The 21,194-nt window shown below is 67.6% G+C and carries 20 protein-coding genes; 14 read left to right on the top strand and 6 right to left on the bottom strand.

Annotated features, from left to right (window positions below):
* Positions 1-88: 88 nt before the first annotated feature.
* Positions 89-1,294, bottom strand: coding sequence for a phosphoglycerate dehydrogenase (gene serA / locus AC3G88_RS28250; protein WP_488773170.1), 1,206 nt, complete (start codon positions 1,292-1,294; stop codon positions 89-91).
* 227 nt (positions 1,295-1,521) lie between these two features.
* Between serA and AC3G88_RS28255 the strand changes: the two genes are divergently transcribed.
* A complete protein-coding gene (locus tag AC3G88_RS28255) occupies positions 1,522-2,583 on the top strand; it encodes an SMP-30/gluconolactonase/LRE family protein (RefSeq protein WP_488773171.1) in 1,062 nt (353 codons plus the stop codon).
* Positions 2,584-2,596: 13 nt separating this feature from the next.
* Here AC3G88_RS28255 and AC3G88_RS28260 read toward each other — a convergent pair whose 3' ends face one another.
* Complete coding sequence (locus tag AC3G88_RS28260) at positions 2,597-4,351, bottom strand: heparin lyase I family protein (protein WP_488773172.1); 1,755 nt, start codon at positions 4,349-4,351, stop codon at positions 2,597-2,599.
* A 271-nt stretch (positions 4,352-4,622) separates the two neighbouring features.
* Here AC3G88_RS28260 and AC3G88_RS28265 point away from each other — a divergent pair, with 271 nt between their 5' ends.
* Positions 4,623-5,594, top strand: coding sequence for a SphA family protein (locus tag AC3G88_RS28265; RefSeq protein ID WP_488773173.1), 972 nt, complete (start codon positions 4,623-4,625; stop codon positions 5,592-5,594).
* An 83-nt stretch (positions 5,595-5,677) separates the two neighbouring features.
* On the opposite strand, the gene AC3G88_RS28270 is transcribed toward AC3G88_RS28265, so the two are convergent.
* Positions 5,678-5,818: a hypothetical protein gene (locus AC3G88_RS28270; RefSeq protein ID WP_153949480.1), complete on the bottom strand. Its 141-nt coding sequence runs from the start codon at positions 5,816-5,818 to the stop codon at positions 5,678-5,680.
* Positions 5,819-5,927: 109 nt separating this feature from the next.
* On the opposite strand from AC3G88_RS28270, the gene AC3G88_RS28275 reads away from it, so the two are divergent.
* The 5 genes from AC3G88_RS28275 to AC3G88_RS28295 all read left to right on the top strand — a co-directional run bounded on the left by AC3G88_RS28275 (position 5,928) and on the right by AC3G88_RS28295 (position 10,103).
* Positions 5,928-6,326, top strand: coding sequence for a PepSY domain-containing protein (locus AC3G88_RS28275; RefSeq protein ID WP_488894362.1), 399 nt, complete (start codon positions 5,928-5,930; stop codon positions 6,324-6,326).
* A 5-nt stretch (positions 6,327-6,331) separates the two neighbouring features.
* The gene (locus tag AC3G88_RS28280; RefSeq protein WP_488773175.1) at positions 6,332-7,003 is read left to right on the top strand and encodes a response regulator transcription factor; all 672 of its coding nucleotides are present in this window, start codon (positions 6,332-6,334) and stop codon (positions 7,001-7,003) included.
* Entirely contained in the window at positions 7,000-8,337 is a 1,338-nt protein-coding gene (locus AC3G88_RS28285; RefSeq protein ID WP_488773176.1) for a sensor histidine kinase, read from the top strand. Before AC3G88_RS28280 ends, AC3G88_RS28285 begins: the two co-directional genes overlap by 4 nt.
* 99 nt (positions 8,338-8,436) lie before the next feature.
* Complete coding sequence (locus AC3G88_RS28290; protein WP_488894363.1) at positions 8,437-9,414, top strand: phage integrase family protein; 978 nt, start codon at positions 8,437-8,439, stop codon at positions 9,412-9,414.
* Between the two features lie 74 nt (positions 9,415-9,488).
* The gene (locus AC3G88_RS28295; protein WP_488894364.1) at positions 9,489-10,103 is read left to right on the top strand and encodes a tyrosine-type recombinase/integrase; all 615 of its coding nucleotides are present in this window, start codon (positions 9,489-9,491) and stop codon (positions 10,101-10,103) included.
* Positions 10,104-10,129: 26 nt separating this feature from the next.
* On the opposite strand, the gene AC3G88_RS28300 is transcribed toward AC3G88_RS28295, so the two are convergent.
* From AC3G88_RS28300 to AC3G88_RS28310, 3 genes are read right to left on the bottom strand one after another with little or no spacing between them, the layout of a single operon-like run.
* A complete protein-coding gene (locus tag AC3G88_RS28300) occupies positions 10,130-10,915 on the bottom strand; it encodes a citryl-CoA lyase (RefSeq protein WP_488773178.1) in 786 nt (261 codons plus the stop codon).
* The gene (locus AC3G88_RS28305) at positions 10,912-12,435 is read right to left on the bottom strand and encodes a class I adenylate-forming enzyme family protein (RefSeq protein WP_488773179.1); all 1,524 of its coding nucleotides are present in this window, start codon (positions 12,433-12,435) and stop codon (positions 10,912-10,914) included. Before AC3G88_RS28305 ends, AC3G88_RS28300 begins: the two co-directional genes overlap by 4 nt.
* A 16-nt stretch (positions 12,436-12,451) precedes the next feature.
* The gene (locus AC3G88_RS28310) at positions 12,452-13,474 is read right to left on the bottom strand and encodes a tripartite tricarboxylate transporter substrate binding protein (protein ID WP_488894365.1); all 1,023 of its coding nucleotides are present in this window, start codon (positions 13,472-13,474) and stop codon (positions 12,452-12,454) included.
* A 100-nt stretch (positions 13,475-13,574) separates the two neighbouring features.
* Between AC3G88_RS28310 and AC3G88_RS28315 the strand changes: the two genes are divergently transcribed.
* From AC3G88_RS28315 to AC3G88_RS28345, 7 genes are all read left to right on the top strand, one after another.
* The gene (locus AC3G88_RS28315) at positions 13,575-14,381 is read left to right on the top strand and encodes an IclR family transcriptional regulator (protein ID WP_488773181.1); all 807 of its coding nucleotides are present in this window, start codon (positions 13,575-13,577) and stop codon (positions 14,379-14,381) included.
* 167 nt (positions 14,382-14,548) lie between these two features.
* A complete protein-coding gene (locus tag AC3G88_RS28320) occupies positions 14,549-15,037 on the top strand; it encodes a DUF4381 domain-containing protein (protein ID WP_488773182.1) in 489 nt (162 codons plus the stop codon).
* Positions 15,034-16,050, top strand: a complete 1,017-nt coding sequence (locus AC3G88_RS28325; protein ID WP_488773183.1) for a vWA domain-containing protein — start codon at positions 15,034-15,036, stop codon at positions 16,048-16,050. The genes AC3G88_RS28320 and AC3G88_RS28325 overlap by 4 nt, the downstream gene beginning before the upstream one ends.
* Entirely contained in the window at positions 16,047-17,651 is a 1,605-nt protein-coding gene (locus tag AC3G88_RS28330; protein WP_488773184.1) for a VWA domain-containing protein, read from the top strand. The genes AC3G88_RS28325 and AC3G88_RS28330 overlap by 4 nt, the downstream gene beginning before the upstream one ends.
* Positions 17,648-18,721 (top strand): BatD family protein, encoded by a 1,074-nt coding sequence (locus AC3G88_RS28335; protein WP_488894366.1) that lies wholly within the window; start codon positions 17,648-17,650, stop codon positions 18,719-18,721. The genes AC3G88_RS28330 and AC3G88_RS28335 overlap by 4 nt, the downstream gene beginning before the upstream one ends.
* 114 nt (positions 18,722-18,835) lie before the next feature.
* Entirely contained in the window at positions 18,836-20,032 is a 1,197-nt protein-coding gene (locus AC3G88_RS28340; protein WP_488773186.1) for a formylglycine-generating enzyme family protein, read from the top strand.
* Positions 20,033-20,070: 38 nt separating this feature from the next.
* On the top strand, positions 20,071-21,162 hold the full coding sequence (locus AC3G88_RS28345) for an HAD family hydrolase (protein ID WP_488773187.1): 1,092 nt from the start codon (positions 20,071-20,073) through the stop codon (positions 21,160-21,162).
* The last annotated feature ends 32 nt before the right edge of the window (positions 21,163-21,194 follow it).

Consider the following 21,194-nt stretch of genomic DNA (forward strand, 5'->3'; position numbering starts at 1 on the left):
ACCGCATCCCATTGATCCGTAATGGGAAAACACGGCTGATTCCCGCCTAAGGGGGCTGCATGCGGGTTCTGGTCGGGAAAGCGGATGCCTAGCGGTTTTCGATCACGCGCGAGCGGATGAACGCGTCGTGCGCCATCAGCGTTTCGGCCCAGCCGGCCGGCGGCACCAGGCTGATATCGGTAATGACGTAGCCGATGTCGCCTTCGGTCTGCAATTGCTGGGCCTCGATGTTGGCGCCGATTTCGGCCAGCGCCTGGTTCAGATGCGACAGCGTGCCGGGACGGTTGTAGTGAATGTTCAGGACCCGCGCCGGCGAATCGAGCGGATTGGGCTGGATCTGCGGCAGATTCACCGCGCCGATCGTCGCACCCGTTTCCAGGAAGTTGGCCAGTTTGGTGGCCACTTCCACGCCGATATTCTCCTGCGCTTCCTCCGTGCTGCCGCCCACGTGCGGCGTCAGGATCACGTTCGGCTTGCCCTGCAGCGGCGTGACGAACCGGTCGGCATTGCTGCGCGGCTCTTCCGGAAACACGTCGATGGCGGCCCCGGCGATATGGCCATCGTCTAGCAGTTTCGCCAGTGCCTCGATATCGACGACGGTACCGCGCGAAGCATTGAGCAAAATGCTGCCCGGCCGCATTGCAGCCAGCGCCTTGGCATTGAGCAGGTTGCGCGTCTGGGGTGTGGCAGGCACGTGCAGCGTTACCACGTCGGCGGCGCCCAGGGCGTCTTCCAGCGAATGCATCGGTACCGCACCGCCAATCGACAGGCGAGGGCGGATATCGTAGAACACCACGCGCATGCCCATGGCTTCGGCCAGGATGCCCACCTGCGCGCCGATATTGCCGTAGCCGATCACCGCCATGGTCTTGCCGCGGATTTCGAACGATCCCTTTGCCGACTTCTGCCATTCGCCCTGGTGCGCGGCGCGGCTTTTCTCGGGCACGCGGCGCATCAGCATGATGGTCTGGCCGATCACCAGTTCCGCCACCGAACGCGTATTCGAGAACGGCGCGTTGAATACCGGAATGCCGGCATGGGCAGCCGCGTTCAGGTCGACCTGCGACGTACCGATGCAGAAGCAGCCCACGCTGAGCAGGCGTCCGCTGTTGCCAAAGTGTTCGGCGGTCAGGTGCGTGGCCGATCGGATGCCCAGCAGGTCGTGGTCACGTACGGCGGCCAGCAGTGGGTCGCCAGCCAGCGCCTTGCTCTGGGTGGCGACGTCGATATGGTGGCGGCCCAGTAGTTGCTGCCCGCTGGCGTGGATGTTTTCGAGGAGGATTGCGCTTGCCATGATTCGGGCGTGCTTCAGGAGAGTTGAGAAGGCATGTCAGGCGTCCTGTCCCGGACGCGCACACCCAGACCATAGCACCGAACCTTTCCCGTGATGGCGATGTGGGCAAGGCACATGGGGCATGCATGTCATCGTACAAGTGCTTGCTGTGTGGCGATTTTTCTCATAGGATGTCGGACAACTATAAAGGTCCGTCCGGACCATTTCCAATCCGATGAGGAGACAGCATGGATACGAAAAAGGCGGGCGTGGACGCCCGGCGTCGTCACTGGCTCAAGGCTGGCGCCGCGCTCGGCGCTGCAGCCGCCAGCGGCCAGGCGCTGGCCCAGGCCTTCGACTTCAAGGCCGCGCAACGCTACCCCGACCCGGCCGTCGAAATCCTTGACCCCAGTTTCGGCAAGTACCGGCTGTTCAGTTCCACCGTGGAGCAGGTAGCCACCGGATTCCGCTGGGTGGAAGGTCCGATCTATTTTGCCGACGGCCGCTATCTGCTGTTCTCCGATATCCCGAACAACCGCATCATCCGGTTCGACGAAACCTCGAACCAGTGGAGCGTGTTCCGCTCGCCGGCCAACTTCACCAATGGCCATTGCCGCGACAAGCAGGGTCGCCTCGTCAGCTGCGAACACCTGACGCGGCGCGTTACCCGTACCGAATACGATGGCTCGATCACGGTGCTGGCCGACCGTTACCAGGGCAAGCGTTTCAATTCGCCGAACGACATCGTGTGCAAGTCGGACGGCTCGCTGTGGTTCACCGACCCGCCGTTTGGCATCGCGGGCGACTGGGAGGGCGACAAGGCAGCCCCGGAACTGCCGCACGCCGTCTATCGGATCGATCCGAAGGACAACAGCGTGACGCAAGTCATTGCCGACCTCAACGGGCCGAACGGGCTCGCATTTTCGCCAGACGAGAAGAAGCTCTACGTGATCGAATCGCGCGCCCAGCCGTATCGCGTGATGTGGGCCTACGACGTGGGTGCCGACGGCCAGCTTGGCAACAAGACCAAGCTGATCGACGCCAATGGCCCGGGCGCGCTCGATGGTTTCAAGGTGGACGTGGATGGCAATATCTGGGCCGGCTGGGGCAGCAGCGGCGCACCGGGTGCCGATCCGTCGAAGCTCGACGGCGTACGCGTGTTCAACGCCCAGGGCAAGGCCATCGGCCATATTCACCTGCCGGAGCGTTGCCCCAACCTATGCTTCGGTGGCCCCAAGCGGAACCGCCTGTATATGGCCAGCAGCCATTCGGTCTACGCGCTGTATGTGGAGACGCGCGGCGCGGTCTGAACGAATGTCGGATTTACTTCCGAACATTTAGCCCGATCGCGATGGGCCGCTGGATCCAGCTTTCGTAACTGCCCTGCGCCAATACGAAAACGCTGCCCGTGTAACGTCCGGCAGGCAGGTCGGGATTATCTGCCGGACGATATTCGAGTTCGAGATCGCTTTGCTTGCCATATCCTCCGCAAGCAAAGGTACTGTTCATTCGGACCTTGCCGCATTCGCCGGTCAAGCGTCGCGCGCGCACCACAACGGGATAACGTGCTCCGGTAGCCGCATCGGCAACGGTCAGCTTCAATTTTGTGTCCTGCGGTGCCGTATCCAGTATTGGGGTTCGGGGTCCTGCTGCGTCAGACTGGGCCGGCACCAGAAAACCAATCGTGCCAAGCTTGATATGGCGATCCATGCCTCGCACCGCCGCCGGCATTCCCGGCCGGAGTTCGCGCCATACGCCAGGCACGAATATCCTGATATTGGCATGGATGGAACGCCGGTACGCGATGTCTTTCCAGCCGATTGCTTCTATTGTCAGATTTCCCTCATAAAGGCCTTCGGGCAGGCCGCGATTATCTTCACGATCGAAAAACAGTTCGAGCCGGCTGTTCTTGCGATTCTGGCAATCCATTGCGACATGCATCGCCGCATAGGTGCATCCGTTATGCCGGTAGCCACGGATATTGACGGTCCGGCGGCTGCCATCGAGCCGGTTTGTCAATACGACCGCGAACATCGCCCGATCCGCAACGCCCGCCGACCATACCAGCGATGCCGGGCCGCCGGTGACGCCGGCCTGTTGGGGAACGACAAATCCGACCGTGCCTTTTTCGACGTCCCGGCCAAAATCGATCGGGAACAGCAGACTGCCGGTACGCCGGTTGCCATGCCATTTGTCCAGCGTCCCGCTGACAACGGGTGATACCTCGCCATAGCCCGCGTCACTCCGCCCGATGCGCATGTCGCTGACTCGCACCACGATCGACGGCTCGCTGGTGGTCGAATCCTTGCGCGCCGGCCGGTAGATACCGGTCTTCAGATAGGGCGTGCGGGCGATGGAAAGGTGGTACGCGTTCTGCCCCTTTTGCCGGTACACAAGCGTGCCATCCTTCCAGATTTCGACGATGCCGCTGGCGTCGGTTGCCCATTTCGCGTGGATGACCCAGTTGGTCAATGTACCCGGCACCACGTTGCCCGGCAGCTCGGTGGTGGAGCTCTGGATATTGGCGGGGCTGCCCCATGCGCGGGCCACCACCCATTTGTCGCCTTTATGATGAATGGCCAGGTTCGGAAAATTCCTATTCACCTTGTCCTTGCCCATGACCGCATGCCATTGCAGGACGATATATCCGGCCCGATCCGCGATCTGGTCGACCGCGATGCGCGCGCCGTACCAGCGTTCCTGCAGCCCTTCCTCGGCGGGAAGCGCCAGTTCCGAGCGGAATGCCCCCGGCGTGCCGGGCAGCGTGAATGTCGCGGGCAGGCGGCCAGGCAAGCCAGCCAACGGCTCCCTGGTAACGCGGTTGGACGTCAATGGCCGGACAGCCGGGTCATACAGCGCGTCGATTGAAAGCGTCCATTTCCGGAAATCGCCGCGAAAATCGTCCCGGAAGATGACTTTATCCGTCGTGTCGAATACATCCGACGGCCTGAGCTCCCGGGATGCATATTGCGCATTCGCAGCCGGCAGCCATGTGTTCGATATCAGTAACAAGGCGACCGTCGCAAACCAGCGGCGCCAGCTTCGGCGTGCGAGAAAACCTCCATGGATTCGCAGCATGGTGAACTCCAGTTCAATAATGATGGAAGGAACCAAGGCAAAAAGAAGTGCGGGAATAAAATCCCGCGCCAGATTCCATCAGCACCTGCCGGTTAGTCCGTTGTCTGCGGTCAACATGGAAACCATGGCGTACCGGATTTCAAGGCGATGCCACGTTTCAAAAAACATTGAATTCACTCATTTAGAAAAGTGAATTCCAGATGGGCGGGAATCTGAGACGATTCAGTACCTTTTCCGCTACCGCAGCACCCATCGCCCGCTAGGAGGCCCCATGAATCGCGCACGTTCGGCCGTCGTCGGTGTCTTGTCCGTGGGGAGTCTGCTGGCGCCATCGGCCGGACATGCCACCGAAGGCGCGCTCGGCCGGCCGGTGGCGGGCACCAGCGTGTCGGCGAACGTGGCGGTGATTCCTGACCAGCCGGTGTGGATCGCCAACCTGCAGCAGCTATATATGGATGGCTCGATCAGCAGCGGCCGCGAGGTGCCGATTGGCGGGCGGACCACGGCGGGCATCGACGCCAAGATCGCGTTCACGCTGGCGACGATCATGAAGGTCTGGGACACCGGGCCCGGCGCGTGGAATTTCGCGTCGAGCTTTACGCTGCCGTATGTCTGGACGACCGTGCATACAAGCGCCGTATTCACCGGGCCCGGCGGCGGTACGTTCTCGCGCGGCGCCTCCGATCGCGCGTCGAACCTCTATGACATGTACTTCAGCCCGCTGATCGCCGGCTACCACTTTTCCAAGACCACCCACATGGCGTTGAGCTTCAACGTCTGGGCGCCCACGGGCCAGTACGACAAGAACGCGCTGGCCAATCCCAGCCTGAACAACTGGACCTTCGTGCCGCAGGTGGCCTTCACGCACCTGATGCCGCAATACGGGCTCGAATTCAACGCCGTGGCGGCCTTCCAGTTCTACACGCGCAATACGGCCACCGACTACCAGAACGCGCCGCTGTTCACGCTGGACGTCATGGGGGTGAAGAAATTTGGCAATTGGGGAGCGGGGCTGGTCATGGGCACGGTCCAGCAGCTCGGCAGCGATACCGGCCCCACGGCCGACCGCCTCAATGGGTTCCGCGGCCATGATTTCACGATCGGGCCGATCGTCACGTACGACACCAAGCTGGGCGGCAAGGCGCCGCTGTCATTCAGCCTGCGCTGGGTGCCCACGGTGACCAGCAAGAACCGGCTCGACAGCACGGCCACCGTCATGGGCACGGCCACGCTGGTGTTCTGAGCCCGCGTGCCCGACCCGCAAATATCACCAAAACATCACATTCCTCCTTCGGTGACCAGGTCATCTTCCCGCCTGAAGATGACCTAGTGCCCCAGCGTCTGAAGCCAGAAGGGCAGGCCGGCGCCCGCCATGGCCACCGCCAGCGGGGCCAGCTGGGCCAGGCCCGCGCCAAGGCTGCGCAGGGTGGGGTAACGCGGGGACAGGAGGGTGCGAGAACGTGACATGGTGCTTGGGTTGTGGGAATCTGGCGGGCATCATGCGCCGTGGCACCTGAATGGCACCTGAGCATGCCGTTCAGGCGGCGTTCAGCTTGCCCGGCCGAGAATGCCGCAAATGACTGTCTCGCCCCCGCCCCCAACCGCCGTCCCGTGCTTGTCCGCCGACCGTACCGCCGCGCGCCTGCGTGGTGCCTGCCGCATGCTGATCCTGCTGGCCGTGCTGGGCGCCACGGGCGGTGCCGGCCTCGCGCTGGCCGATACCGACGCCGACCGGGCCCGCGCGGCCCTGCGCTCCGGCGAAATCCTGCCGCTAGCGCGCATCCTCGACACGGTCTCGCGCCAGTACGCCGGTGACGTCATCGACGTGAAACTGGACCGCGACGACGGCATCTGGCAATACGAAGTGAAGCTGTTGCTGCCCACCGGCTCCGTGGCCAAGCTGGAGTACGACGCCCGCGATGCCAGGCTGCTCAAGGCCAAGGGCCACGATCTCGACCGCGCCCGCAAGCCCTGACCCCCATGCGCATCCTCCTGGTCGAAGACGAAAGCACACTTGCCGCCCAGCTTGCGCAGGCGCTGACCCAGGCCGGCTATGCCGTGGACCACGCTGCCGACGGCATCGACGCCGAGCACCTGGGCACCGAACATCCCTATGACACCGTCGTGCTCGACCTGGGCCTGCCCCGGCTAGACGGCCTGACCGTCCTCAAGCGTTGGCGCCAGGCCGGCATCGACGTGCCGGTGCTGATCCTGACCGCGCGCGACAGCTGGGTGGAGAAGGTGGAGGGCATCGACGCCGGCGCCGACGACTACCTGACCAAGCCGTTCCGCACCGAGGAACTGCTGGCCCGCATCCGCGCGCTGATCCGCCGCTCGGCCGGCCGCACATCGCCCACGCTGGCCTGCGGCCCCGTGCTGCTGGCGCCGGGCAGCGGTCAGGTCAGCGTCAATGGCAATCCCGTCACGTTGACCTCCCACGAATTCAAGGTGCTCGACTACCTGATGCACCACCAGGGCGCCATCGTCAGCAAGACCACGCTGACCGAGCATATCTACGCCCAGGATTTCGACCGCGACAGCAATACCATCGAGGTCTTCGTGGGACGCCTGCGCCGCAAGCTCGGTGTCGACGTCATCGAGACCGTGCGGGGCCTGGGCTACCGCATGCGGCCGCCGGCCGACGCCGCATGAAGCGCGCCTCGATCGCCCGGCGCCTGCTGGGCATCGCCACGCTGTGGATCGCGGGCACGCTCTGCACGACCGGCTGGCTGCTCGATACGCTGTTCGGCCGGCACGTCGACCGCACCTATATCGCCGAACTTGACCGCGACCTGACCAGCTTGGCCGCCGCGCTGGAATGGCGCACCGACGGCAAGCTGGAACTGACGCGCCAGCCCGCCGATCCGCGCTTCGAACTGCCGTATGCCGGCGCCTACTGGCAGGCGTCTTCGGGCAGCCAGACGCTGCGTTCGCGTTCGCTCTGGGATGTCGATATCCCCGTTGCCGTGGAACGCCGCGTGGGCGAGGGGGATGCCGATATCCGCGGCGGCCCGCGCGGCCAGTCGCTGCTGGTGAAGTCGCGCCGCCTGCAACTGACCGGCGCCGATGCCCCGGTAGACATCACCGTGGCACTGGACCGCACCGAGCTGCGGCAGGCCAAGCGGTCGTTCCGCCATCTGCTGTGGCTGTCGCTGGGCGTGCTGGGCCTGGGCATCCTGGGTGCGGTGTGGGCGCAGATCCGTTTCGGGCTGGCGCCGTTGTCGCGGCTGCGTGCCGCGGTGGCGCGCCTGCACGCGGGCCGTGACCCGACGCTGCAAGGCGCCTGGCCGGCCGAGGTACAGCCGCTGGTCGACGAGATCCACCTGCTGCTGCGGCGCAATCACGAAGCCGTGGAACGGTCGCGCCGGCAGGCAGCAGACCTGGCGCATGCGGTCAAGACGCCGCTGGCCATTCTGGCCAACGACGCGGCAACGTTGCCGGCGCCCGCGTCGCAGCGCGTGATGCAGCAGGTGGACGCCATGCGCCAGCAGGTGGACCGCCATCTGGCACGCGCCCGGGCGGCCGGGGCGGGTGGGGCGGCCGGCGGTGCGGTGGCGGTGCGGCCCGCCGTCGATGAACTGGTGCGCGCGCTGAGCCGCCTGCACGCCGACAAACTGATCGCCGTCGATATCGAAGGCCAGGCCAGCTTTGCCGGCGACCGCCAGGATCTGGTCGAAATGCTCGGCAACCTGCTGGACAACGCGTGGCAGTGGGCGCAGACCAGAATCCGCGTCGATCTGGTGGCGCAGGCGGCCGAGCTGGAAATCCGCATCGACGACGATGGCCCAGGCATGCCGGCCTCCGCCATGACGCGCGCCGTGCAGCCGTACGCGCGGCTCGACGAGTCGGCCGAAGGCAGCGGGCTGGGGCTGGCCATCGTGCGCGATGTCTGCGCGCTGTACGGCGGCCGCTTCGAACTGGCCAGGTCGCCGCTGGGCGGGCTGGGCGTGCGCGTGCGGCTGCCGGCTGCGGTCAAGGCCGACTGACGGTTTTCGCCCCGCTCCGGGCAAGGGGAGCGGAGCGCCGCTCCGCCCATCGGGTATCATCGCGCCCTTTGCCGTTTGCGGTGTCCCCGCTGTCATCCCTTGTCTTCCGCCGTACCCAGCGCCGGGCAGGCCATTCGCCGGCGCCAGCGCCCGCCGGTCGCCCCGGCGCGTCTGCTCGGCCCGCAACACTTTGCCTACTACCGTGGCTACCTGCAGGGTCTCGACCTGGCCCGGCTGGCCACGCGCTATCTGACGCCGGGCCTGGACCTGCGCCAGGCCCGCACCACGCTGGGCTGGATCGAGACGGAACTGGCACGTGGCGTGAAGCGGCTGGCCACGCGTGTGCGCGCCGACGGCGAGGCAACCATCCTGACCGAAAAGACCTGGCTGGCGCTGATCGTGCCGCCAGCAGCCGAGAGCGCCACGGCACGGCAAACGCGCCAGCGCAAGCTGCTGCGGGCGCTGGATGCGCTGCAGCCACTGCTGCTGGTGCGCCCATTGGCGGGCGATGCCGTGGCGGGGTGGTTCACGCCGGCCATTGCCAGCCGGCTCGCGCAGACGGGTTGGACCACGCTGGCGACGCTGGCGGCAGCCATCGCCGCCGATCCGCGCAGCTGGCATCGGCACGTCCGCGGCATCGGGGAGGCCACCGCGCGCGAGATCGAGGCATGGCTGCGGATGAATGCGATGGTGCCGCACCGCGCGGGTATTGCCGATCCGCGACATGCCGAAGCCCCGGCGCTGGTCCCGCTCGAGGCGCTGCGCCACGTATCAGCGCAAGCCGATGTGCAGGCCATCCAGGCGTGGCTGGAAGACTACGGCCCGGAAGGCAGCCACACCTGGCGCGCTTACCGCGCGCAGGCCGAGCGGCTGCTGCTCTGGGCCATTTTCGTGCGGGGCAAGCCTCTGGCCAAACTGGACGCGACGACTGCCACGCCTACCTGGCATTCCTGGCCGATCCCCAGCCGGCCGCGCAATGGGTCGGCCGGCGGGGCGCGCCGCGCAGTGGTCCCGACTGGCGGCCGTTCGAAGGCCCGCTATCGCCGTCAAGCATCCGCCATGCGACGCGGATTCTGAAGACGCTCTGTGCGTGGCTGACCCGACAGGGGCACCTGCGCGACAACCCGTTTGCATCGGCGGCACAGCCCACCGTGGCCGCAGCACCGCGCATCCAGGCCGGGCGCAGCCTCAGCCGCACCCAATGGCAGCACCTGAAGCGGTACGTGGGCGGGCTGCCTGCCGACGATCCGCGCACGGTACGCCTGCAGTTCATGCTGCGGCTGGTCCATGCCACGGGCCTGCGCGTATCGGAGCAGGCGCAGTTGACGGTGGCGCATCTGTCGCAATCCGACGGCTGGCGGCTGCACGTGCCAGGTAATCGGCCTCGCACGAACGACCTGCCCGAGACGGTGGTCGATGCCTTGCGCGATCACATGGAAGCACGCGGGCTGGGGCGCGACGTCGAGCGGTTGCCGGCCGACACGCCGCTGATCGGCCGCGTACTGCGCGAAGGCGATGACACGCCGCTATCCGTCGCACAGGTAGCGGCGATCTGGAAGCGGTGTTTCACGCGTGCGGGCCAGGCGCTGGGGGACGATGACCCCACGGCCGCCACCCACCTTGCCAAGGCCAGCGCGCACTGGCTGCGGCACACGGCTGGCGCCCACGCGCTGGCGCGAGGCATTGGCCGCAAGGCCGTGCAACACCAGCTGGGTCACGCGTCGGTCAGTACAAGCGCCGCCTATGCCGACCCGGACCTGCACTGAGTGCCACACGTACAGGCGTGGCGTGCCTATGCGTGGTCGCGGTGCGGCGCGTTGCCCACGTAGGGAATCGCGTCCTCGACGACATCCCAGATATAGCGGCCCGATGGGCTCTGCTGTTCCTCGACGATGTGGGCCACCAGACCGGCCGCGCGCGAAATCACCGCAAAGCCACGCATCACGTCCGTTGGCACGCCGATTTCGCCCAGCAGGGCGGCCACGGCGCCCGTGGCGTTGATCGTGATCGCGCGGCCATGGACCTCGTCCACGGCGGCGGACAGCCGCTTCAGCGCGCCAATATGCGCCCCGGCCAGATCGGCTTCCGCTTCTCCCAGGTCCAGCAGCTTGTAGGCGCGCGGGTCTACCGGCTTGTGCAGATGGTGGCCAAAGCCGGGCACGGGCGCCTTGCGCGCCTTGCAGTCGCGGGCAATGGCCAGCGCCTCGGCGTCAGGGTCCTGCGCGGCCAGGATGCGGTCCAGCAACACCGAGCAGTTTTCCATGGTGCCGACGAACGAACTGCCCACCGCCAGCAGCCCGGCCGACACCGCGCCCTGCAGGTTCTCGGGGGCGCTCATGTAGATCAGGCGCGTGGCAATGGCGCTGGGCGTCAGGCCATGCTCCATCAGCACGACCAGCACCATGTCGGCAATGCGGATGTCCACCGGCCGGGGCGTGCGGCCCAGAATCTGCATCAGCATGACCTCGGTGAACGTGGCCTTGCCGAGCAGGTCGTCCACGAGATTGGCGTCGCCATAGTGAAGGCTGGTCAGCGTATGGCTGCAGAGGCGGGTCACCGGCTTGTCTTGTTGGCTCATGCGTGGTCTCCGGATGGCAGCGCGGCCACGGCGTGGTCGCGCACGGTGTTCTTCAGTACCTTGCCCACCGTCGAGCGTGGCAGGCTGGCGTGGAAATGAATCTGCTTGGGCGTCTGCACGGGGCCGAGCCGCTCGCGCACGAACGCGATCAGGTCGGCGGCGGCGGCCTGGCAGCCCTCCCGCAGTTGCACGGCGGCGTGGACGGCCTCGCCCCATTTGTCGTCAGGCACGCCGAACACGGCGCACTCATGCACGGCGGGATGCTGGCCCAGGGCGTTCTCCACGTCGATCGGATAGACGTTGAAGCCGCCGGTGATCACCACGTCGCGCAGGCGATCCTTCAGGTACAGGAAGCCGCGCGCATCGATCAGGCCGCGGTCGCCGGTATGCAGCCAGCCGTCGATGATGGTGGCGGCGGTCAGGTCCGGACGCTTCCAGTAGCCGGTCATGACCAGGTCGCCACGCGCCACCACTTCGCCCACTTCGCCGGCGGGCAGCAGGCGGCCGTCGGGCGACATGATCGCCACGTCGCTGAACCAGGTGGCGCGGCCCACGGAGGCCAGGTTGCGCTCGTCGTTGAAATCGTCGGGGCCGATCACGGTCAGCAACTGCGGTGCCTCGGTCTGGCCGTAGGTGGTGGCCACCACAGGGCCGAAGAAGTCGCGCGCCCGGCGGATTTTTTCCGGGGGCATCGGCGCACCGCCGTAGATCAGCCGGCGCAGCGCGGGATAGTCGGCGCGGGTGGTGCCGGGCAGCGCCATCAGCATGTAGATCAGGGTGGGCGGCATGAAGCAGACCGTGCCGCGCCGGTCGCGGAAGGTGGCGCGTACCGCTTCGGCACCGCTGCCTTCCATGATCACGTGGCAGCCACCCTGGGCCAGGATCGGCATCACGTAGGTGGACGTGCCATGGGTGATCGGCGCGGCCATCACGTAGCGGTCCGACTCGGTGAATCCCCACGCGTGGATCTGGTTGACGATATTGGCCAGCCACGCGCGATACGGCTGCATGACCCCCTTGGGCGCGCCGGTGGTGCCGCCGGTGAACTTGATGGCCTGGGTGGCATCGCGGTCCAGATCCAGCACCGGGCGCGCGGCGTCGGCGTGTTGCGCGATGGCCGAGGCCAGCGTCCGGCCCCGATCGGGCGCGTGGTCGGTATGGATGCGCACGCCCGGCGCGCCGTCGAGCAAGGTTTCGCAGGCGGCATCGAGCACGATGATGCCGGGCTCGGTGGCATCGATGATGCGCCGCAGTTCCGGCTGCGTGCTCTTGGGATTCAGCGGCACCCAGATCTTGCCGCTGGCCAGCACGGCCAGCAGTGCCACGATGTGCTGGGCCGAGTTGCCGGCGCAAATGCCCACGCAAGTCTGCGGGGCGGGGTCGAGCTTGATGAAGTGGGCGGCCAGCGCGGCCACCTGCGCAGCCAGCTCGCGGTAGCGCAGAGAGCCGTCGGGGGCATCGATGGCGATATTGTCGGGCCAGCGGTCGGCGGCGCGCCAGAACAGATCGATCGGAAACATGGTGCTGTCGGACTCCTTAGTTGACGCGCACGCCCGATTGCCGCACCACGTCGTGCCAGCGTTTGATTTCGGACATCGCGAAGGTGCGGCATTGTTCGGGCGTGCCGGGTTCGGGCGTGGCCGCCAGGTCGCGCATGCGCTCGCGCACGTCGGCATTGCCAAGCGCCTTGTTCAGCGCGGCGTTGAGGCCATCCACCACGGGGCGCGGCGTGCCGGCCGGGGCGGAGATGGCGAACCACGACTGCACGTCGAAGCCCGGATAGCCGGATTCGGCCACCGTCGGCACGTCGGGCAGCAGCGGCATGCGCTGCGCGCTGGTCACCGCGATGGCACGTAGCTTGCCGGACTTCACGTGCGGCAGGGCTGACGGGGTGTTGTCGAACATCGACTGCACCTGGCCGCCCATGAGGTCGGTCACGGCCGGCGCGCTGCCCTTGTAGGGCACGTGCAGCATGTTGGCGCCGCAGCGCGTGCGGAAGATCTCGCCGGACAGGTGGATCGACGATCCACTACCCGATGACGCAAACGTCACCCCATTGGGCGATGTCTTGGCCAGCTTCACGTAGTCGGCCACGGTCTTGACGGGCACGCCCGGATTGACCACCAGTACGTTGGGAATGCGGGCGATCATGCCGACCAGCTCGAAATCCTTGGCCGGGTCGTAATTGAGCTTGTCGTAGAGCGTGGCGTTGATGGTGTTGGCGATGGTGTAGACGTACAGCGTGTAGCCGTCCGGCACGGCCTTGGCCACCACCTCGGCGCCCACGTTGCTGTTGGCGCCGGCGCGGTTTTCCACCACCATCGGCTGGCCCAGCGCCTCGCCCATCTTCTGCGCCACCAGCCTGGCCAGCACGTCGGTGGCGCCACCGGCGGCGTACCCGACCACCAGCCGGACGGGGCGGCTCGGAAAGGCGGCGTCGGTGGCCAGTGCCGGCGTGGCACCGCACGCCAGGGCCGCGGCAAGGAGGGCGGGCATTACAGCGGGAATAAGCGCGATGCTGCGAAGAAGGCGCCTGCGCGCCCGGCTGCGGATGGTCATGATGGCTGTCTCCTGTTTTTGGATATCGTGGCCGGCACCCGCTGTCCCGATGCTTCTGCGGCATACTGCGGGCTGCTTCCCGGCCAGCGAATTCTTTCCCATGCGTGCTCGTACTGCGAATCAAAACGTCCGCCAGGCGGACGTTTCTGCTCCGGCTGCCGAAGAGGGCGCACGGGCGTTGCGACGCGGCCTGATGCTGCTCGACGCCATCCTTGCCGGCGGCAAGGACGGGCTGCGCGTGGTGGATCTATGCCGTGCCGCCGGGCTGGAGCGGCCCACGGTCTATCGCCTGCTGGCCACGCTGATCGAATGCGGCTATGTGGTGCAGCGCGGGCGGTTCCGGTATGTCAAGGGCCCCAGGCTGGACGCGCTGCCGCAGCACGGCGAGTCGGCGGACCTGGCCGAGCGTCTCAATCCGGTGCTAGCCCGCGTCAGCCAGGCCTGCGGCGACGCAGCATTTGCCATCGTGCGCGACGGGGCGCTGTCGCGCTGTATCGCGCGCCATGTCGGGACGCATCCGGTGCAGGTGCTGGTGATCCAGGTGGGCACGCGACAACCGCTGGGTGTGGGCGCGGCCGGCCTGGCGCTGCTGTCGGCGTTGCCCGACGGCGCCGTGGACGACGTGATCGCCACCAATGCCCACGCCCTGGTGCAGTACGGCGGCATGACGCCGGACCGCATGCGCATCCTGATCCGGGCCACCCGCGAACGCGGCTATTCGGTAATCGGCAACCACGCCACGCGGGGCGCGCTGGCGGTGGGCCTGGCCGTCGCGGATCGCGATGGCGAACCGGTGGCCGGCATCAGCGTCGCCACCACGCTGGCCCGCATGCCCCGCGAACGCCAGCAGTTGCTGGCGCGCGTGATGCGGGATGCAGTGCGGGACCTCCTGCCAGACGGCCTGTAGCGCGGGGCTGTAGCCCGCGTGGCGGCCGGGGCCGGTTACCGAAATCGCTAAATATCGGCGCCAAAAACTCTGAATTCGGTTTCCGCCGGTCACGGCGTAACCTGCCCGCATGCAGTCGGTCCGGCCCGGCCCGGGATGTTCCGACCTGTCACGAGAGGACTCACACGGTGAACGACCTGGCCGATATCGTCACGCCGCCCCCGCCAGCCTGGTGGCCCCAGACGGCGGGCTGGCTCGTGGTCGGCATCTGCGTACTGTGCGCGTTGCTGTGGCTGGGCTGGCGGATGTGGCGGCACTGGCGCGCCAACCGCTATCGGCGCGCCGCGCTCAAGGAACTGGGGCGCCTGCAAGCCGGGCTCGACGCCAATGGTCCGGACCGCGCGCAGGCGCTGCTGTCGCTGGCCGAACTGCTCAAGCGTACCGCGCTGGCCGCGTGGCCGCGCGAGACCGTGGCGGCGCTTTCCGGCGCATCCTGGCGCGATTTCCTGCTGGCCCACGCCGGCAAGGCCGCGGATGCCGTACCGCCTCTTGCCATGCTGATCGAGACCGAATACCTGGACCGCGCCGCACTCGGACGCTGGCCGGCGCAACAGGCCCGCGACACCGCCGCCGCCTGCCGCCGCTGGATCGCGGAACACCGGGCGCCGCCCGCATGATCGCGTTTGCCTATCCATGGCTGTTCGCGCTGCTGCCGCTGCCGCTGCTGGTGTGGTGGCGGGTGCCGCCGTACCGCGAGACCAGCGCCTCGGTGCGGCTGCCGTTCTTTGGCGAGGTGGCCAGCGCGGCCGGTTTGCAGCCCGCCGCCGGCGCCCACGTGCCACGACGCAACCTGGTGCAGCATCTGCTGGCGCCGCTGGCCTGGGCCCTGGTGGTGACGGCCCTTGCGCGGCCGCAGTTCCTGGAGCCACCGGTCTACAAGAGCGAGCCCGTGCGCGACCTGCTGCTGGCGCTGGATCTGTCGCAGTCGATGGACACCCGCGATTTCAAGGACCCGGCCGGCGTGGTCGAAGCGCGCGTGCATGCCGTGCGGCAGGTGGTCAGCCATTTCGTGGCCCACAGGCCCGGAGACCGCATCGGGCTGATCGTGTTTGGCGATGCCCCGTATCCGCTGGCGCCGTTCACGCTCGACCATGCGCTGGTGCGCACGCTGATCGACGACATGGTGCCCGGCATGGCCGGCGCCAGTACGTCGCTGGGCGATGCCATCGGGCTGGGCATCAAGATGTTCGACAATAGCCACGCCGCCGAAAAGGTGCTGATTCTGCTGACCGACGGCAATGACACCGCCAGCCGCATGCCGCCGGCACAAGCCGCCGATATCGCCCGCACGCGCGGCGTCGTGGTGCATACCGTCGGCATTGGCGACCCTGCCGCCACGGGCGAGCAGAAGGTGGATCTGCAAACGCTGCAGCGCATTGCCAGCACCACGGGCGGGCGCTACTTCTTCGGCGCGGACCAGACCGCGCTGGCGTCGATCTATGCCACGCTGGACCGCGTGACGCCGCACAAGGAAAAGACGCTGAGCTGGCGTCCGCGCCGCGAACTGTTCATGTGGCCGCTGGGCGGCGCCGTACTGCTGGTACTGGCGTATCAGGTCGCCATGGCGCTCTACGCGTACGGCGTGGCACGCGCGCCATTGCCCGCCGCACGCAAGGAGCCCTCGGCATGAGCGACGGGTTGCACGCGCTGGCGCAGTTCCATTTCCTGCGGCCCGCATGGCTGCTGGTGCTGATTGCTGCGGTGTGGCTGCCCTGGGCCGTGCGCCGGCAGGGCGATGTGCGCCGCCGCTGGCGCGGTACCATTGCGCCGCATCTGCTCGATGCGCTGGTGGTGCGCGAGGGCCACCATCGACCGGTGCGCCCGGTGCATCTGACCGCGCTGGCCCTGGCGCTGGGCGCGATTGCGCTGGCCGGCCCTACGTGGGAACGCGAGCGGCCGCCGTTCCTGTCGGACAAGGCGCCGCTGGCCATTGCCGTGGACCTGACGCCCGACATGGACGCGATCGACGTCACGCCGACGCGGCTGGAACGCGCCAAGCTCAAGATCAAGGCGCTGCTGGCCCATCGCGACGGGGGGCGCACGGCGCTCTATGCCTACGCCGGCTCGACCCATCTGGTGCTGCCGCTGACCGACGACGCGGCGCTGTTGCAGACCTTTGTCGATGCGCTGCAGACGGCCATCATGCCGGTGCCCGGCAAGGATACGGCGCGGGCGGTCCAGACCATCGGCACGGCGTTGTCGAAGGAGCCGGTGCCCGGCACGATCCTGCTGCTGACCGATGGCGTGGAGCCTGCGGCAACGGCTGCCCTGCAGCAGCGCGACAAACGCACGCAGATCGTGGTGCTGGCCATCGGCACGGCGGCGGGCGGCCCGCTGAAGGCCGGGGATGGCGCCGCCCCGGGGCTCGACGCGGCGGCGCTGCACCGGCTGCGCGACACTGGCGTGCCGGTGGCCACGCTGACCACCGACAGTGACGATGACGTGGCGTGGGTGCAGCGCCACGTCCAGTCGCATGTGGAGCAGGGCAGTGCGCAGGACACGCTGCGCTGGCACGATGCCGGCTGGCGGCTGACGATACCGATTGCCGTGCTGGCGCTGCTCTGGTTCCGCAAGGGCTGGACCATCCGCTGGATGGCCTCGCTGGCGCTGGCCGCGCTTGCGGCCGCGCCACAGGCGGACGTGCGGGCCCAGCCCAGCCCACCGGCACGCGGCTGGCATGTTGTCGATCTCTGGCTCACGCACGATCAGCAAGGGCGGCGCGCCTTCGCACGTGGCGATTACGCGGCGGCGGCCACGCTGTTCGATGACCCGATGTGGCGCGGCGTGGCGTACTACCGCGCGGGGAAGTTCGATGAAGCGGCGCGGGCCTTCGAGCAGATCGGCACCACGGACGCCCAGTACAACCTGGGCAACGCGCTGGCGCGACAGAACAAATATCCCGAGGCGGCCGCCCGTTACCGGCTGGTACTGCAGCAGCGTCCCGGCTGGGCACCCGCGCAGCGCAACCTGGCGCTGATGCAGCAGGCCATCGAGCGCCAGAAGCAGGCCGAGAAGCACGACAAGGGCGACGAGGAGCCGCCCGACCTGAAGCCCGACAAGATCGAACTGGATCCCAGCAAGCCCGCGCCGCCCCCGGGTGGCGACAAGGTGCAGCAGGGGCTGGTGCAGCAGAACGCCGACATGTGGATGCGCGCGATCCAGACATCGCCCACCATGCTCCTGGCGCGCAAGTTCGCGCTGCAGTCGCAGGCGCCAGAGGCGCGGCCATGACGATGCGCTGGCTCGCCGTCATGCTCCTGATACTGTCCGGCATGGCCCATGCCGCGGCGCCCACGGTGCGGGTGCGGGTGCTGGGCCAGCAGCCCGTGGTGGCCGGGCAGTCGGTCCAGATCGAGGTCACGATCCTGGCGCCGAACTTCTTCCTGTCGGCGCCGGCATTTCCGGCGCTGCAGGTGCCCGGTGCGGTGGTCACGATGCCCGACGAGCGCGGCGTGAACGCCACCGAAACCATCGATGGCGCCAGCTACGCAGGCATCCGCAAGACCTACGTGTTCACGCCCCAGACCGCCGGCGATTTCACGCTGCCGACGCCCGAGATTCGTTTCAGATGGTCCGGCGACGATGGCAAGCCGCAAGACGCCACCGTGACCCTGCCGCTCACCACCATCCATGCCGGCGGGCAGCGGAACGCAAGCCAGGCCAGCGCCGCGCAGGCGTCAGGCCTGGCGCCACTGCTGCCGGCGTCGCCCATCCATATCCGCCAGACCTTCGACCAGGCCATCAGCGGCAAGGACGCCCATTTGCGGGCTGGCGATGCATTGGTCCGCACGATCACGATCTTCGCGCCCGGCACGCCCGCCATGATGATCGAGCCGCCGCAACTGGCCGCGCCACGCGGCGTGCGGCAGTTCCGCGCCGATCCGCAATTGCAGGACGGCGCGGCGGCCGCTGGGGACGAGCCGGCAGGCGCCACGGGCGGCCGGCGCGTGGAAACGGTGACCTATGTGTTCGAAGGTAGCGGCCATTACACGCTGCCGGCCGTCTCCGTGGCGTGGTACGACCCGGCCACCGGCAAGCGCGCGCAATCGTCCGCGCCGGCCGTGACCATCGACGTCGCCCGTGCGGCGCCGGGGCTGGGCCTGGCGCCCACCGGTGGCGCGCTGATGCGCCTGCCCGGCTGGCTCGACTGGCGGATGGCCACCCTGCTGGCCGGCATGGCGCTGACGGCCGGCTACGCAGCGTGGCGCTGGCGCGGCGGCTGGCGTCCACGCGGACCGGCCATACACACGGGCAAGACGCACCGCAGCAAGGCGCCGCCGCTACCTCCGCTGAACCCGTAGTCAAGAAATCATTCACATCAACATTCCAAAAGTTTGCATTCCGCTCTGACAGGAACCCCACCCATACTGGGATGGCTGGATCAGGTGATCGAGTCGTATCGTGAAGGAGTGTCGATGGGACGGAAGCAGCAGGCCATGGTCATTGCCACCGCCACGCCGGTGTGGCGCCAACGCATATGGCTGGCGGCGCTTGCACTGGCCATGGTCGTGGCCGGTGCGGGCGGCACGTGGTGGTATCACGCGAAGAATGGGCGCGCCGATGCGCCGGTCATCCGCGCGGGCGATGGGGTGAACGGTCCGCGCGGCATGGTCCATGTGCCCGGCGGCGACTTCCAGATGGGCAGCGATCACAAGATGGCGCAGGCCAATGAACGGCCGGCGCACAAGGTCCACGTCAACGGTTTCTGGATGGACCAGCACCACGTCACCAATGCCGAATTCCGCAAGTTCGTCGAGGCGACGGGCTACGTGACCACCGCCGAACGCGCGCCGGACTGGGAAACGATGAAGGTGCAGCTGCCGCCCGGCACGCCGCGCCCGCCCGACAGCGCGATGGTGCCCGGCGCCATGGTCTTCGTCGGCACCAACAGCCCGGTGCCGCTGCGCGAATACTGGCGCTGGTGGCGTTTCGTGCCCGGCGCCGACTGGAAGCACCCGAACGGCCCCGGCAGCCATATCGAAGGCAAGGACAACCACCCGGTGGTGCAGGTCTCGTACGAGGACGTGCAGGCCTACGCGCGCTGGGTGGGCAAGCGCCTGCCCACCGAAGCCGAATGGGAGTTCGCGGCCCGCGGCGGTCTGGAACAGTCCACGTATGCCTGGGGCGACCAGTTCGCGCCCGATGGCCGCCAGATGGCCAACGTCTGGCAAGGCCAGCAGGTGCAGCCGTTTCCGGTGGTCAGCGCCAAGGCGGGCGGCGCGGCAGGCACCAGCCCGGTGGGCACCTTTCCGGCCAATGGCTACGGCCTCTACGACATGACCGGCAACGCCTGGCAATGGGTGGCCGACTGGTATCGGGCCGACCAGTTCCGGCGCGAAGCCCGCTTGACGACGGCCGTGCTGCAGAACCCGGCGGGGCCGTCCGATTCGTGGGACCCGACCGAACCCGGCGTGCCGGTGTCCGCGCCCAGGCGCGTCACGCGTGGCGGGTCGTTCCTTTGCAACGAGGACTTCTGCCTGAGCTATCGGCCCAGCGCACGGCGCGGCACAGATCCTTACACGAGCATGTCGCACCTGGGCTTCCGGCTGGTGATGGATGACCGCACCTGGGCCGAAGCGCGCAGACAGCCCGCACTGGCGGCACGGCCGTAGGCCGCATCCCGTCTGCACAATCGAGGAGGAACGCAACGATGCCATTCGCCTTGGCAGGAAGCTACCGGCTTGTTCGCCGCGCGGCGTCCGGCGTGACGACGCTCGCGGCCCTCGCCGTGCTGGTGGCGGCCCTTGGGGGGTGCGCGCCGGCACCCACCGCCGACACCGCCGCTGGCGCGCAGCCGGCGGGCGCGGCCAATGTGGCAGGCGCGGCGGCATTGCCGTCGTGGCGGGATGGCGCCGCGCGCCAGACCATCGTCCGCTTCGTGGAGGCGGTTACCCGGCCGGGCACGCCGCAGTACGTGCCGCCTGCCGAACGCATTGCCGTCTTCGATAACGATGGCACGCTGTGGAGCGAGCAGCCGCTGTACTTCCAGTTCTTCTTCCTGCTCGACCAGATTCGGGCCGCCGCGCCCCAGCATCCCGAATGGAATAGCAATCCTGCCTTCAAGGCGCTGATGGCCAACGACATGGCCGGGCTGATGCGCGAGGAAAAGCGCCTGCTGCCGCTGATCGCCCAGGCCAACAGCGGCATGACGGTGGACGAGTACGACCGCACGATCCGCGCGTGGCTCGACACCGCGCGCCACCCGAAATTCAACCGGCCCTATACCGACCTGGTGTTCCAGCCGCAAATCGAGCTGCTGAACTACCTGCGTGCCAATGGCTTCAAGACGTTCATCGTGTCGGGCGGGACCATCGAGTTCATGCGGCCGTGGTCCGAACGCGTGTACGGCATTCCGCCCGAGCAGGTGGTGGGGTCCACGCAGACGGTGACGTACGAGCTGCGCAATGGCCAGCCAACGCTGGTGCGCGGGCCCAAGCTCGAATTCATCAATGACGGCGCCGGCAAGCCCGTGGGCATCTATCGGCAGATTGGCCGCCGGCCCATCCTGGCCGTGGGCAATTCCGACGGCGATCTGCAGATGCTGCAGTACACGATGGCCGGCACCGGCCAGCGTCTGGCCGTGCTGGTGCACCACGACGACGCCGAGCGCGAGTTCGCCTACGACCGCAAGTCAGGGATCGGCAAGCTCGACAAGGCGCTGGACGAAGCCGTCACGCGCAGCTGGACGGTGATCAGCATGAAGCAGGACTGGGCACGCATTTATCCGGCATCCCAGCCTTGATCCTGGCGATGTCCAGAACCTCCTGACGCCCT

It is taken from the genome of Cupriavidus sp. 86D6 (assembly GCF_057815095.1).